General features: G+C 55.5%; 14 protein-coding genes. 1 reads left to right on the top strand and 13 read right to left on the bottom strand.

What is annotated here, in order from left to right; all coding sequences use genetic code 11:
• Positions 1 to 15: 15 nt before the first annotated feature.
• The 5 genes from QRX41_RS07930 to QRX41_RS07910 all read right to left on the bottom strand — a co-directional run bounded on the left by QRX41_RS07930 (position 16) and on the right by QRX41_RS07910 (position 6,868).
• Positions 16 to 1,122 (bottom strand): LacI family DNA-binding transcriptional regulator, encoded by a 1,107-nt coding sequence (locus tag QRX41_RS07930; protein WP_313839843.1) that lies wholly within the window; start codon positions 1,120 to 1,122, stop codon positions 16 to 18.
• Positions 1,123 to 1,257: 135 nt separating this feature from the next.
• Positions 1,258 to 2,142 carry a carbohydrate ABC transporter permease gene (locus tag QRX41_RS07925; protein ID WP_313837639.1) on the bottom strand — a complete coding sequence of 295 codons (885 nt, stop codon included), beginning with the start codon at positions 2,140 to 2,142 and terminating at the stop codon, positions 1,258 to 1,260.
• Entirely contained in the window at positions 2,139 to 3,005 is an 867-nt protein-coding gene (locus QRX41_RS07920; RefSeq protein WP_396176806.1) for a carbohydrate ABC transporter permease, read from the bottom strand. The genes QRX41_RS07925 and QRX41_RS07920 overlap by 4 nt, the downstream gene beginning before the upstream one ends.
• A 190-nt stretch (positions 3,006 to 3,195) precedes the next feature.
• Positions 3,196 to 4,575 (bottom strand): ABC transporter substrate-binding protein, encoded by a 1,380-nt coding sequence (locus QRX41_RS07915; protein WP_313839839.1) that lies wholly within the window; start codon positions 4,573 to 4,575, stop codon positions 3,196 to 3,198.
• A gap of 88 nt (positions 4,576 to 4,663) precedes the next feature.
• On the bottom strand, positions 4,664 to 6,868 hold the full coding sequence (locus QRX41_RS07910) for a glycoside hydrolase family 36 protein (protein WP_313839837.1): 2,205 nt from the start codon (positions 6,866 to 6,868) through the stop codon (positions 4,664 to 4,666).
• 602 nt (positions 6,869 to 7,470) lie between these two features.
• On the opposite strand from QRX41_RS07910, the gene QRX41_RS07905 reads away from it, so the two are divergent.
• Complete coding sequence (locus tag QRX41_RS07905) at positions 7,471 to 7,641, top strand: hypothetical protein (RefSeq protein ID WP_313839835.1); 171 nt, start codon at positions 7,471 to 7,473, stop codon at positions 7,639 to 7,641.
• Positions 7,642 to 7,722: 81 nt separating this feature from the next.
• Here QRX41_RS07905 and ptsP read toward each other — a convergent pair whose 3' ends face one another.
• From ptsP to QRX41_RS07865, 8 genes are read right to left on the bottom strand one after another with little or no spacing between them, the layout of a single operon-like run.
• Positions 7,723 to 9,336 carry a phosphoenolpyruvate--protein phosphotransferase gene (gene ptsP / locus QRX41_RS07900; RefSeq protein ID WP_313837649.1) on the bottom strand — a complete coding sequence of 538 codons (1,614 nt, stop codon included), beginning with the start codon at positions 9,334 to 9,336 and terminating at the stop codon, positions 7,723 to 7,725.
• The gene (locus tag QRX41_RS07895) at positions 9,333 to 9,593 is read right to left on the bottom strand and encodes an HPr family phosphocarrier protein (protein ID WP_313837651.1); all 261 of its coding nucleotides are present in this window, start codon (positions 9,591 to 9,593) and stop codon (positions 9,333 to 9,335) included. Before QRX41_RS07895 ends, ptsP begins: the two co-directional genes overlap by 4 nt.
• A gap of 10 nt (positions 9,594 to 9,603) precedes the next feature.
• Positions 9,604 to 10,353 (bottom strand): D-allulose 6-phosphate 3-epimerase, encoded by a 750-nt coding sequence (gene alsE, locus QRX41_RS07890; protein ID WP_313839832.1) that lies wholly within the window; start codon positions 10,351 to 10,353, stop codon positions 9,604 to 9,606.
• Between the two features lie 26 nt (positions 10,354 to 10,379).
• The gene (locus QRX41_RS07885) at positions 10,380 to 11,498 is read right to left on the bottom strand and encodes a PTS fructose transporter subunit IIC (RefSeq protein WP_313837654.1); all 1,119 of its coding nucleotides are present in this window, start codon (positions 11,496 to 11,498) and stop codon (positions 10,380 to 10,382) included.
• A gap of 37 nt (positions 11,499 to 11,535) precedes the next feature.
• Entirely contained in the window at positions 11,536 to 11,847 is a 312-nt protein-coding gene (locus QRX41_RS07880; protein ID WP_121913850.1) for a PTS fructose transporter subunit IIB, read from the bottom strand.
• Positions 11,848 to 11,886: 39 nt separating this feature from the next.
• The gene (locus QRX41_RS07875) at positions 11,887 to 12,351 is read right to left on the bottom strand and encodes a PTS sugar transporter subunit IIA (RefSeq protein WP_313839829.1); all 465 of its coding nucleotides are present in this window, start codon (positions 12,349 to 12,351) and stop codon (positions 11,887 to 11,889) included.
• Positions 12,351 to 12,851: a PTS sugar transporter subunit IIA gene (locus QRX41_RS07870; RefSeq protein WP_313839827.1), complete on the bottom strand. Its 501-nt coding sequence runs from the start codon at positions 12,849 to 12,851 to the stop codon at positions 12,351 to 12,353. The genes QRX41_RS07875 and QRX41_RS07870 overlap by 1 nt, the downstream gene beginning before the upstream one ends.
• Positions 12,848 to 14,350: a BglG family transcription antiterminator gene (locus tag QRX41_RS07865; RefSeq protein ID WP_313839825.1), complete on the bottom strand. Its 1,503-nt coding sequence runs from the start codon at positions 14,348 to 14,350 to the stop codon at positions 12,848 to 12,850. Before QRX41_RS07865 ends, QRX41_RS07870 begins: the two co-directional genes overlap by 4 nt.
• Positions 14,351 to 14,627 lie beyond the last annotated feature (277 nt).

Below are 14,627 nucleotides of genomic sequence, written 5' to 3'. Positions count from 1 at the left end.
TGCTACAGCCGATTTTCACCGGCCGTGTCCTGACTGTGGTGGAGCCGTGGACTCCCGAATGATCAGTCGCGACGAGATCTGCTCATCCCCCATCGCGCGGCTCTGTTGCAGCTGATCAAGGTCTAGCTCCTCCTCTTCACTCGCCTTGTGGGTCCCGTCAACCCCCTTGGTCTCCGGCTGGTCATCACTGTCAGGCCAATGAGCCAAGCGCTCAACAGCCTTGGCTCCTATTCCCTGGAAGTTTTGCCGCCAGGTCGTAATGCTTGGGACGGTCACTTCACCGATGGGGTTGCCATCGAAGCCGGCAACGCTGACGTCTTCGGGAACCTTCTTGCCCTCGAGAAGAATGCCTCGTATGACACCTGCGGCCACCTCATCGTTGCCGGCGAAAATTGCTGTAATCTCCGGAAAGGAGCACAGGTAGCGCCCAATCTGCTCCGCCTTCCGGAAATCCCAGGTGCAGGGCAAGGGCTCCTCAATAGGGGCTCCCGCCTCCTCCAGAGCACGTCGCCAACCCAAGCATCGCGTAAATTTTTTGTCGTCTTCGGGAATGGACACATGGAAAACGGTTTTATGCCCCAGTCTCAGTAGGTACTTGGTGATCTGGTATCCGCCTTCATAGGCGCCTACCCGCAGGCTCCCCGAAGCCAGGTCAGCTTCATCCACAATCACGGTGGGGAGCGACTGTGCAATATATCCGGCGAAAGAGTGCAAGAGACTGGAACGCTCCACGTCCAGGATGATGCATCCGACCGGTCTGTTCTGGATGAGCTGGTCTACGGTCTCCTTGACCTTCTCATGACCATTGCCGACCAGAGTCACTGTGACCAGATAATGCCGTCGGCGTGCAGCCAGTTCGATCCCCTGCAACAACTGCATGGATCCGTATAGGGATATATCCGTAGCGATAACCGCGATGGACTGAAATTCATTGGACACCAGGGCTCTGGCAATGGTATTGGGTCGGTAATTCAAATCCTCGACAGCCTCAGCTATGACCTTGCGTTTGCCCTCGCTCAGGTTGCGGCCACCATTGAGATACCGGGAAACCGTGGAAACAGAAACACCGGCCTTTCTTGCCACATCCTTGATGGATGGAGCCCGTTTTCTCCCCGCAGCCATATGCAACCATCCTTCCACACGCAGACGCCCGGCAAGCCCATTGCAGGCTGCCAGGCGGCCGACGCAAAACCATCAATCACCCTATCTGATTGTGTCACAATAGGAAGGTATGGTCCTTACATAGATCGAGCTACTTCACTTCACTGCCCCGCCAGTTATCCCTGAGATGATCTTCTTCTGCGCCACGGCGAAGATAATCAGCAAGGGCAGGCTCATCAGAATAATGTAAGCAAAGATGTAATGCCAATTATTCAGATAGAGTCCAGCATTAGCCACGTTGTAGAGGTTCAGCGGGAGGGTGTCCATCTTGCCCGAGAGGATAAAGAGGGCATAGAAGACATCATTCCATATATACAGAATGAGCAGGATGGTCGCCGAAGCCATTGTAGGCCCTAAGAGGGGCAGAACAATGGTAAAGAAGACTCTCATAGGCTTGGCTCCGTCGATTCGAGCGGCTTCCTCTAAGGAGATCGGGATGGTGCGAATGAACCCGGTGACGAAGAAGATGACCGTCGAAAGGTAAATTCCCACATAGACGCAAATCATGCCAATGGCAGTTCCCGCCAGACCAATCATCTTCAAAAGAAGCATGACCGTAACCACGGCCGGCGGCAGAATCAGTCCAGATATGCATAGGGCATATACCAGAGCCATAGCCTTGGTAGCTCGTCGAGCCAAAATCCATGAGGCCATGGAGCCGAATATCAGGGCCACCACCACAGAGGGGAGCGTCACCAGAAGGGAACCGAAGAATGCCGGAATCATCTTGCCTTGCGACAGGACAATGCCGAAGTTTTCGAAGAGATGCCACTTGGTTGGCAACGCCAGAGACAGTCTTAGGGCCTCAGCCTGATCCTTGCCCGCTGTTATGACCAGCAGGTAGAAAGGCACCCCTAGGCAGACTACAACCAAAAAGACCAGGAGGACGGTGTGAAGCACCCTCTTGCCCAGAGCTCCCTTGTGTCCGGCAGCATGCACGCCAGAGTTGGTGGCGACGGGTTCAAAACTCGCATTGCTCATAGTATCTTGGCCTCTCTTCTGCGAAGGTACCAAATCAAAGGAATGGCAATAATCATCACGACGACAAAGAGCAGGAGGCTCATCATCGTCGACTGTGAATACAGACCCTGGCCGAAGGTTCTCCAGACGAAGAGGTTGAGGATCTCAGTGGAGCCGCCAGGGCCACCTGCTGTTGTAGCCTGCACGGTGTCGAACCCATTCATTGAGCCAAGGAGGGAGGTGGCCACATTGAAAGTCACGGCCGGAGCCAGGAGCGGGAATTTGATCTTCCAGAAAATCTGCCAGGAATTGGCTCCATCGATTTCTGCTGCCTCAAGGACATCTTCATTGATGGTTTTGAGCCCGGACAGGTAAATGAGCATGGCCAGGCCGGCCCATTTCCAACCCTGGATTGCGGACACTATGACAATTGACCAGGTGGTGCTTCCCAGCCAGGCTGTGCTAATAGTCCTCCCGGCAACAAAGCTCAGTATCTGGTCCAAGGCGCCATTGGCCTGAAGGACGGCCTGCCAGACATATCCCACAGCGAGGGCCGACATGAGCACAGGAATGAAGAAAAGCACCCGGGCGATGCGGTTTTCAGTCGTGTCTTTTTCAAGAAAAACAGCCAGAATCAGACCAAACGTATTCTGGAAAAAGGCGACGCAGAGAGCGAAAACCATTGTGGTTCGCAAATCCCGGAGCAGTATCCCGTTTTTAAAGAGGCTCATGAAGTTGTCGAAACCGTTGAAGGAAATGGTCGTCTTAAAGGCAGACCAGTCAGTAAAGGCATAGATGAAATTCAGAACCGTAGGAACGAAGAAGAAAACCAGCAGAACAGCACCTGCTGGAACCAGGAACCGAAGCGGGTAATTCTTTTTCATAACCGCGGTTTGGCTATGGGAACCAAGGGATCGGTTCCTACCCAAGCGTTTCCGGCCTTTTGCAGCAGGACCCGCAGCGAGCGCATCAGACATAAGAGGTCCTTTCTTCCGATGTGATTATTAAATTCATGCGTATGAAATCCAGAAAGAACGGCCGGAGGAATTACCCATCCCCCGGCCGCTGCTTTCCTTAGAAGCCCTTCACTCCCTGGGCCTTGGCTACCTGTGCGAACTGATCCTGTGTGGTCTGAGCGACCTGTTCCGGCGTCATGGTTCCATTGACCATGCTGGCCAGGTTGACATAGAGATCAGGATTTGCCAGAGCTAGGAGCTGCATGGAACCGACGCTGTGCTGAATGGACTGTGCCGCGTCCAGAGTGGCCTGAGGCACAGTGTTCGGCGAATCGACGTTCTTCAGAACCGAAATGATGTTCTGCTGCTTGATGAAAGCCTTGTAGCCATCAGTCATCCAGAAATTGAGGAACTGTCTGGATGCTGCCTCACGCTTGCTGTCCCCGCTTTTGAAGGCCACAACTGCGTTGGAGCCATCAGGAATAACAGTGGTATAGTTGCCATCCTTCGACACGGGGAAGTACCCGATCTTCTTATCCAGAGCGCTCTTGTCGTGGTTGGCCAAAGCTGCTACGGCGAAGAATTGACTGGCATTACCGAAGATCATCCCGGTCTTCCCGTCCCACAGGGCCTTCTCCTGGGCGGTGTCCTTGGCTGAGCCGGCATCTGCATTGTAGAGCCCCTTCTTGAAGAGGTCCTGGTAGTTGGTTATCGCTTCCATGATGTCCTTGCCGGTGAATTTATCCTTGCCCTGGTTCACACGGTCCCATAGACCCCCTTTTGCAGCTTCGGCCAATTGGACCTGGACAGCCCACTGCGTACCCCATTGGGAACCGCCCATTTCGAAGAGTGGCGAATCCACGCCGGGGATATTGGCATCCTTGATTTTCTGGGCAGCCGCCACCAATTCGTTCCAGTTCTTGGGTACCGCCTCAAGCCCTGCAGCCTTGAAGACATCCTTGTTGTAATAGACGCCCATAGTCGCAGGGGCGCTCACCATAATCGCATATCTGTTGTTCTTGTAGAGTCCAGCCTCGTCGTCTATCCCCTTCTTGTAATTCTTCTCAAAGGGGGCATTGTCGAGTTTCTGCAGCTTGCCTTGGGAAACCAGACCGGTCAACATGGATCTGGTCGGCTGCCAAAAAGCCAGGTCAGGAGTATCGCCAGTCGTGATCTTGGTCTGTGAGTTGTTTTCATAGACTTCCGGAATGGTAACTACATCAACCTTGGCACCCGTAGCTTTCCGGAAATCCTTGACCACCTGAACCGGAATATTGTTAGCTTGGGGCGAGCTCCAGAACTTCAAGGTCACACCGTCCAGCCTGGCACTCGCCTCCGGCCAGTAGCCGGACGCCTTGGTGTCAGTATCATCACTGCTAGCAGTCGGATTGCCGCATCCGGCTAAAGTGCCCACGCACAAACCCGCAGCAATCACCAGACCAGCCAAAGCTCGAACGGTCTTTCGTGATGAATCGATCTTCCACTGGATCAACTTCATTGTTTATCCCTTTCCGCCCCTGCCACCCGCAGATGGCAGGATGGCAGGGACTTTCACATCACTCACGTCTTTTCAGACTGACGACCAATCACTCCCTGATTAAGAGGGTCCTGGCCGTATACCCTTCTTCGGGCATATGAACTTCTAGACTCCCCCTTCCTTTGTGCCAGACATAACGCCAAGAATCCGACTCACCATCAAGGTCCGTAAAACGCGGATAGAGAACTTGCACCCTGCAATCTCTGTTTGTGAACATAGGCAGAGGCAGATCGAGATGACCATCCGACGTGCACCTGGCCCAAACAGTGATCAGAATGCCGTCTCTGATCCCATCTGCTCCTTGGTCGCGTACACTTCTGATGCCAAGCGCAAGCTTGTCGTCATACCAACCAGGCAGTCCCAATGGCCAGAACGGCACACCCTTAGCTACCCGGTCGCCAATGACGCGACGATAGACATCGATCGCATCTCGGACCATCTTCAATTGATGCCCGGAGAACCGATTCAGGTACCCCGACAGGAAGAAGTGCCCCAGGAGGGTGTTGGTCAAAGCAAAGCAAAAGCTCTCGTCATCCATATCGGCAGCCGGATACGCCCAATTGCCAGCCTGCTCGGGAAGCATGGCCATGGGCGCCGTGGCACTTATGCTCGCATACCGGCCGAAGTCCTGCTGATCCGATGTAGAGAGGAGATGGAATATGGACGACTGCGCGAAATCCGTCCGCATACCTCCGGACGAACAGTTTTCGATGATCAGGTTAGGATGACGACGATACAGCCCCTTGATCCATTCCCGATAGGCCCGGTTATGGCCGAGAAGACCCTCACCAGGGCTATCCGAGCGATATGTGGTGCCTGGACCAGGCATGACATTATAGTCGAATTTAAAATAGCCGACTTCAAAATCGCCAACAAGCCTGTCAATTACTTCGTCCATATGCCTTATGGTTTGAGGGTTTCTGAAATCAAGCAGATACCTATTATGCTCCACTACACGATGCCCTGCATGCTGGAAGAAGGCGGAATCCGGCAGTTTCTTGGCCAAGGGACTTTTGATTCCCACAACCTCTGGCTCAAGCCACAAACCTGGTATCATGTGCTCACGCTTAATGGCATCCATGACCTCACCCAGGCCTCCGGGAAATCGGGTCGTAGATGGCTTCCACTCCCCGACTGATGGCCACCAATCACCGGTGTCGTCATACCAACCGGCATCTATACAGAATATTTCAGCACCTATGCTGCCGGCTGCCTTGATCAAAGGCAGCAAGCGGTCTGTGCTTGGGTCGCCATTGAGAGTATTCATATAATCGTTGAATATGATCTCTGGAGTCTTCAACTTGTCCGTCGCAAGATGCCAGTGTCGCCTATAGTTCGTAACAGATTCAACGGCCTGATCAAAATTGCTGGCAGGAGTCACCGAAACAGGTACTGAGGTGAATTGCTGATCCTTATGAAGCACCACAGACCAATCATGATTTTTGTAAGTCGGCCCACTGAGCGCAAAGTAACCCTCGCTTTTTTCGCTTTCGCCCACTTCCCAGCGCCATGGTCCGTTGTGCTCGATCTGAAAGAGCCAGGTGATGCCCTGCGTCGGCGAAGCCAGCACACTCATCGGCAGGGCTTGCCCTGTGGAGAAGGTTCCCTCCGATATACAGGAGTATGCACCTTGTGGGGTTCGGCCCACCATATCGTTCTTGAGCAGGGGACATATTTCACGAAGCGATTTCCAAGACCAACGCCCCTCGCCTAGCCAGTCATTCCGACATTCAGCCAGCCGCCAATCTTCCAGCCCGTCCTTAGGCTCGCCAGGACCATCCGTTTGCCCGAAAAGCTGACAATACGTAGGGAGAGATTCAAGGACCAGGTCATCTTCCAAGGTGTTTTTAATGCTTGTCGTGACCTTGAACATCAGGTCACCGTCAGCTACCTGGAACAACTGGCTGCATTCAATCCCATGCTCTTGGCTCTCCTGGCGTATTTCCAGGTTGCTGACTCCATTCGTATGCCACGTTTTCCAAGATGCGAATCGCAGGGCCTGGCCAAGTGATGTCTCAATAAGCCTACGACCACAAATCGTATGACCCGTACCGCGACCAGAGGCTTCTATCTGCACCATGGGCAACCGACCCAGAAAAGTGATGCGTTGTGTCTTCGACTCGGTGGGGTCAGCAGGCACACGATTGGACGATGTCCCGGCTGATTGTGGCAGGGATGAATACACCTCGTGGCGCGGGCTAAAGGTCATAGAGACTAGAGCAACAGGCCCATCCTCCCCGACATCGAACTCCATTTGTATACAATCGTTCCCCCATCGTAAGGGTGAAGATATAGTTGAATCTCCTTTTGGTATCGTTACCAATTCAAAGATCTCAGAACCATCCTCGCTCTGCATTGAATCTCCTAACAGCGACATTGCTTAACGAACCGACTCTCTCAGTATAACTGGTACCGTTCCCAATGCAAGTCGCAATCAAAATTCGTGTCTGTTCTTACCCCATGTGAACCAATCACTCGATAGACGAATAGGCCTTTTCCTGGACTTCAAGAGCTCTGTACGCATGAACCCTTCAAGATCTCACATCAATTTCCGTGGAGATCACCGCGTGCTAAATAATTATCTAGGAGCGACCTTCATCATTGGCTACACTCAGTAATGTGAGCTGATCAGCGCATCTTGCATCTCTTTCCACCAGACACTGGACATCATGGCAGTGGACGCGCTTACGAGACTGATCGGACACTACCTATCATGAAGAAACCCGGAGCCTATGAACAGGCAGACAGCGGAAGTTCATGATAAGCGAGGCTGAAACGGCAGCCAGTCAGTCGCTGGTATAGGAGTTCTACGATCAGGTCTTCAGCCGAGGAGATACCAGCAACATTGACAGGTTCATGCCGGACGACGTAGTCTATGTCTTCTTCAAGTGCACGCTGAAGAACAGCCATGTCAACAAAGTCTGTGACATCCACCGGCTGCAGGACGGTCAGCTGGCTGAGTACCGGGACATCGTCGAGCACAATGTGGAAGATGTACAGTCCTGCAACGGCAACGGTCTCTTCTGACCCTTACCCAATCTCGCCACCGACCGGGCCGGGGTTCTCTTGCTGCCTGACCTGGTCCAACAACAAGAGAACCAGGAGGCTTCAGCGAGCGCGAATGGCCTCTCTGACCGGCAGCACGCTCGCAGGCGAGACCGAAAGCTCATCCAGGCCGTAATCCAGGAAGGTGGCCGTAAGATCCCTGTCGGCACCCAGCTCGCCGCAGATCCCGCACCAGATGCCAGCCTGGTGGGCGGCATCAACGGCCATGCGAATCATGCGTAGGACGGCAGGCGAATGAGGGTCAGCGAACTGTCCCAGGTTGGGGTTCTGTCGGTCGCAGGCCAAAGTGTACTGGGTCAGGTCATTGGTTCCGATGGAGAAGAAGTCCACCTTCCGGGCCAACTCCGGCGCCATGACAACCGAGGCCGGAGTTTCGACCATGATGCCCACCTGGATGTCCTCCTTGAAGTCCTCGCCCCTGCCACGGAGCTCTTCCATGACCTGGTCGATGATGGCCCTGGCCTGATCAACCTCTTTGGTGGAGGTGATCATGGGCAGCATGATGGAGATGTTCCCAAAGGCTGATGCTCGCAGGATGGCCCTGAGCTGCACCTTGAAGACCTCCGGCCTGGTCAGGCAGATACGGATGGCCCGGTATCCCAAGGCGGGATTGGCCTCATGCTCCAGACCGAAGTAGCCGACCTGCTTGTCAGCCCCGATATCCAAAGTCCGGATGATGACCGGCTTGCCGCCCATTCTCTGGGCGACCTCTTTGTAGGCCTGGAATTGCGACTCCTCGGTGGGGAAGTCCTCGCTCTCCAGGTAGAGGAACTCGCTGCGGAAGAGTCCGATCCCTTCAGCATCGTTGGCTTCGACCGCATCCAAGTCCGAAGGCCTGCCGATATTGGCATAGAGATGAACCTCCTGGCCTTCCTTGGTTTTGGTGGGCTTGCCCTTGAGTTCCTGGAGCAGCTGCACACGTTCCCGGAACTCCCGCTGGCGGATTTTATAGGACTCAAGGGTCTTCTGGTCCGGATCGATCAGCACCAGGCCCTGGCTGCCATCCACGATGGCTGTCAGGCCCTGGTCCTCCGGTCTGGGATCCTGACCAAGACCGATGACGGCAGGCAGCCCCATGGTCCTGGCCAATATAGCCGTATGGGAATTGGCCGATCCCTGGCTGGTGGCGAAGCCCAGCACTTGTGTGGGATCCATCTGAGCTGTCTGGCTGGGAGCCAGGTCGGAGGCCATGACGATGGCCGGCCGACCATCCTGGCCCGCCTGTGCACCCGAGCCAAGGTTGTCGATCAGACGCCGGGAAACATCCTGCACATCGGCAGCCCGCGCCTGCATATAAGGGGAGTCCATGCCAGCGAACATGGCGGCGAATCTCTGTGCGGTGGCATCCACCGCGTACTCGGCGTTGACCTTGTCCGATTGGATCAGCCCTTCGACCCCTTCCACATAGTCCGGGTCTTTGAGCATGAGCCGGTGGGTGTCGAATAGCTCGGCCTTGTCCTCGCCGAGCCTAGCAGCGGTATCCTCCCTGAGCTTGGCCAGCTGGTCCATAGAGACCTGCTGGGCCTGGCGGAAGCGATCGATCTCGGCACGAGGATCATCAACGGTGCGCCGCACCGCCTGCCTGGCCTCTTCCAGGACCTTAACGGGCCCTATGGCAATGCCTGCCGAGACGCCGGTGCCTCTCAGCTCCCTCATAGATTCTCCTTGAAGAAGCTCTGCAGCTCCTCGACGGCCTTGTCTTGGTCCGGGCCATCCACGTTCACAGTGATCGTGTCGCCCTGCTTGGCTCCCAGGCCCATGACCGCGAAGATGCGTTTGGCATCCGCCTTGTTGCCCTTGTCGTCGAGGGTGATGGCGGACTGATACTTCTGCGCCTGCTCGACAAGCCTGCCTGCAGGTCTTGCATGCATGCCCTCAGGGTCGGAAATAGTGACGGTGAATGCGCTTGCCATAGCTGCCTCCTCAGTCCTTGCTGATGTAACGGCCGTTGTCGAACCGGTATCCAGTGGACTGTTCATACTCGTGAACCATCTGGTCCCAGGAATCCTCGATCCTGTCGGTCAGTCCGAATAGCCCGGAACGGCCAATCACATAGATGTCAGGATCGGCATCTGAGATTAGCTTCCAGTGAGCCAGATTGGTGGATCCGTCCATCTCGATCTGATAGCCATAGCCGTGCTCATCGCGCAGCTTGCGCAGATGGACGATCTTGTCCAGGCAGACCGACAGGAAACGCTGGCCGGCGAAGCCCGGATCGATGGTCATGATGGTGACCTTGTCCAGCAGATCGATGTAGGGAAGGATGGTGTCAACCGGCGTCTCCGGATTGAGCACCATGCCCGCCTTAAGGCCCGCATCGTGGATCTGATCGATCAATCGGAAGGCAACCCCGTTGGACACCTCTGCTGGCATGCAGATCATCTCGCACTTGATGTCGATCAGCTGCTGGACCCAGAAGGGGGCGTCGGTCACCATAAGGTGGGCCGACATGGGCAGGTCGGAGATCTTGCGCGTCTGCTCGATAAACCAAGGCGACAGGGTGATGTTGGGCACGAAATGGCCGTCCATGATGTCGATGTGGTAGAGGTTGGCTCTCTCGTTCAGGAAGCTGATCTGCTCCTTGAACTGGTCCAGATCCATGGTCATCAGCGAGGGGGCCAGCTGGATTTGCCGCGGGCGTTTAGTCAACGTTGGTGTGCTTGTTGCTGTCATTGTGGAATGATTGTCCTTCTGTTGGTTTAGATGACCTGGATATCGTCCAGGTCAAGGTCCTCTTCGTCGTCTGTTGCTGCTGCAGCAGGCTCGGCGGCGTCTTCAGGAATTGACTTCTTGATCAGCGCATAGACAACGCCGGTCACTAGGACGTTGGCGGCGATGGCCAACAGTCCCACCCACCACTTGGCACCCATGGTGGGGAGCATCAGGAAGCCGCCGAAAGGCACGGTGGCACCCTTGCCGTTGGAAAGGCTCATCAGGATGGCGCCCTCGCACATGCCGCCCAGACCAGCGGCGACGATTCCCCTCACCAGATCGTTCATGACGATGGGGATTGATCCCTCGACAATGTTCACAACGCCCATGGGCACTGCGGACTTGAGGGTCTCCACCTCCTCACGGGTGTAGATCCGCTTGCGCAGGAGCTTGGCGACCAGATAGGCGAAGCCAAAGCCGATGGGGGTGGCCGTGTTGGTCAGCTGCAAGGCGGTGACAGGACCGTTGATGCCCTGGGCCTGCAGCGTCAGCGCAAAGGCGAAGGCGGTCTTGTTGATGGGGCCGCCGAAGTCGACGATGCTCAACGCTCCCAGTACGGCGCCGAAGATGAGGTTGGAGGCCCCATTCATGCTTGTCAGCAGGTTGGTCAGCCAGGTGGTGAACCAGGCCACCGGGGTGCCGATGATGTAGACCATAATCAGCCCGCTGGCCAGGGAGGCAAGGAAAGGCACGATCAAGGTGGGCATAAGCCCCTTGGCCCAGCTGGGAACTTTGACGTAGCGCAGTACCGCGTAGGCCAGCCAGCCGCCGATATATCCGCCTATGATGCCGCCGATGAAGCCGGCGCTGATGGCTACGGCCGCCAGGCCGGTCACGAAGCCGGGCGCGATCCCGGGCTTGCCCGCAATCGAGAAGGCGATGCCGGTGGCGATGATGACCGGGAGCAGCCCCAGTGCTTTGCCGCCCAAGGTGGCCAGGGCCTGGAAGAAGTCGAACTTCCCCATGACCAAGGTGTCCTGGGCCTTGCCGCCGAAGGCCATGCCGATAGCGATAATGAAGCCCGCACCGCAGACGATGGGGATCATATAGGAGATGGCCGTCAGCAGATGGCCCTTGAAATTGGCTTGCTTCCAAAATTGTTTCATGATGACTTCCTTGTCCGCATGGTTGATTGCATGGTTACTACTTGCCGACGATTTCGTGCAGTTTGGCGATCAGTTTGTTGGGAGACTTGATCGCCGTCTCGGTGGAGACCTTGACGGTCTTCTTGCCCTTGAACCGCTCTTCATCGGCTATCTTGATGTCAATGGCCAGAATGACCACGTCTGCCTGCTTGATATCCTCCTCGGTCAGGGCATTCTCGATGCCGATGGTGCCCTGGGTTTCGATCTTGATATCGTCTCCGGCCGCCTTGGCCGCATCCTCCAGCTTCTGCTGGGCCAGATAAGTGTGTGCGATGCCAATGGTGCAGGCAGTCACTCCTACGATTTTCATGATTGCTTCTCCTTTGTCGTTATTCGGTTAAGTGACAAATCATCTGGTCAGAGCAGCCACGACCTGGTCGGTGTTCTCGGCCTGAAGGAGATCGTGCACCACATCGGCCTTGGCCAGCTTCCTAGCAAATTCCGAAAGCAGCTGCAGGTGCTGCTTGGATCCCTCATCATCGGCACCGACGGCAAACAGCACCACAACTTTCGCTCCGGTGTCGTCCAGGGATTCCCAGGGGATTTCATGGTCCAGCACGGCTATGGCGATGCCGTTCCTGCGAACAGTGTCGCTGCGGCCATGAGGGATGGCCACATGTTCGCCGATGCCCGTCGCACCCTGGCCTTCACGCTCGTACAGGGCTTTCATGAAGACCTCCGGCGAATCGATGTAGCCTGCGTCATGAAGCCTGCGGGTGAGCTCAGTGAAGACCTCGTCCTTGGTCTTCGCTTTGAGCCCTGTCACCACGGTGCTCTTATCGATCGCCGCGCCAAGTGATGCTGCGTCCACCATCATTTCCCTTCTGTCGTCAATATCTGTCGAACATCCGTGATCGAGCCTGTTCCCAGCAGGCCCAAAACCTTCTCGTCACCCATTCGCCGATAAAGATCACGCAGGTACCGTAGATCCTTCATCGAAGGGTCCTGCGGGATAAGGATCAGCAAGAGTCTGGATACGTCATGCGATCCGTCCCACTGTGGCATGGGTCGTGAGAGCTTCAAGTAGAGGAGCAGGCATTCATCAACGAAAGGTCCCTGTGCATGCGGATTGGCCAGCTGGTCTGCAATGACTGTGCTGCCCGACGCCTCACGGGCAAGCAGGTCCTTGACCAGGAGATCGGCAGACCTGATGACGCCCTTGGACTGTAAATAAGTGCATATACAGACGAACAGGGCATGCACTGGATTTTTGCGCGAAGGCATTGCTGCTGCAGTGGCGGTGTGATGAGGCAAGATTGCTGAGTCCTGGATTCCGAAGCCGCCAGAAGGCTCCTGCTCAATCAGGATTTTCATCGTCCGACCTCCCCGTTATGGATATGGTCGGCCATCCGTTCCAGCCTCTCCTGATCCTCAATGGTCAGCATGGCGCTGACCACCAGCGTCGGCCGCTTCATCTCTTCGGACAGGGCAACTGTAGAGACCACAAGATCAGTCATCGGATACCGCTCCAAGGCCTTCTCTACATCTCGGGCAGCCACGGTCCCTATGACGTCCATATCGGAGAACCGCCGTTCAATCTTTGATTTCAGCAGCTGCGCCGTGCCCAGCCCGGTCGTGCAGACCAGCAGGATGTTCAAGGGCCTGCTGAGATTTTCCACAGCCTGAGCGAAATACACAGTGATGAAGCCGATTTCCTCATCGTCGATGATGGGGAGATGCTCGTGCTCCTCGAGCTGGCGCGTGGCCTCTTTCACCGTGCTAAACAGATTTGGATACTCGAGCCTGATCTGCTCAAGAAGGTTGTTGTTGACTCTGATGCCGTTTTTCAGTCTGTTAAGCAGGGGCTTCATATGCTTGGAGAGCCTGGCAAAGAGCTCGGACTGATCGATTTGCGCGTAACGAGGGTTCAGAGCAACCTGGTCGATCAGATAGCGCGTGGCCCGCCGAACCGGACCAGGCATGTCGTTGGCGGCCGGAAGATCATCCTCGATCCTTGAGGAGGCCAGATATTGGTAGAGATCGTAAACTTCAGCATCGGGCAGCTGCGCATCCAAATACATGTTCACGTCGGCTATGACAGCTCGGCAGACACTCATGACCTTGGAGCCTTCATCGGCAATAGTGGCCTGCTGCTCGCCGGCTCTATCCTCCATGAGGGCACCGACGCTGCGGAACCGTTCGATGAGGATGTACAAATGGGTGAAGATGTTGACCCGGTATGGATAGGGGATTTCGGTATGAAGCAGTTCCTCGATCAGATCCAGCTGTTTGTCAACAAAAGCCGCGTCACGCTGCTCAATGTCCTGGTCAGGCTGCATGAACCGTCGGTTGCCAGGCTGGCCTTCATCGACAAACAAGCTGCTGATCGCCCGGCGGATGTCTGCCTCCTCACCGTCGATCCAAACGAACCCGCTGACATGTTCGATGGAAAGCTGGAAGCGGCCCAGCATTAGCCTCAGGGAACGAAGATCGGTCGCCACGGCAGAGTCACCGATGAAGTATTTGCCCCAAAGCTCGGTCACTCTGTACCGCTGTGGCGCCGTAAACAACAGGCGCTTGACGATCTCATCCCGCCGCTCTATAGATGTCAGACGACTGACATCGACGTTGGCCCGGCCGATTACAAATCCTGAATCCCCGAACGACATCGTCTCAGGGTTTTTAAGCCGATACCCGCGCCCTCTCTTGGATTCGATAATGGTCACGGGCCGATATTGCTCGTTGATCTGCTGGACCGCTCTGGTAATCGTTTTGGTCGAGACTTTGAGTGCATCGGACAATTCGGAACCGCGCACATAATCGCGCCTGTTGAGCAGATAGCCGATCAACGACTTCTTGAACCCGGTCTCCATTGCCCTTGAACCTCCTTTATGTTTAGGGTAATGTGGCCACTTTCGGCATCGGACGGTGTGTAGTATTCAGCATTGTCCCTTGTCTGCGGACTATGCACTGAGTGTCAGGAAACCTATAAGACCAAAAGAGTCTGAGAGGCTGATGAGATGCGTCGTCATCGATGATTTGAGAAAAGAAAAGGCCTCTGATGACTGATGTCATCAGAGGCCTTTCAAAGTGTTGTGGCGGCGGTGTGCTACTCTCCCACACTCTTCCGGGTGCAGTACCATTGCCGTG

The organism is Bifidobacterium kimbladii (genome assembly GCF_032193675.1).
GTDB lineage: Bacteria > Actinomycetota > Actinomycetes > Actinomycetales > Bifidobacteriaceae > Bombiscardovia > Bombiscardovia kimbladii.
Note: the sequence above shows the minus strand (reverse complement) of the source record. Positions and strands in the feature narration are given on the sequence as shown.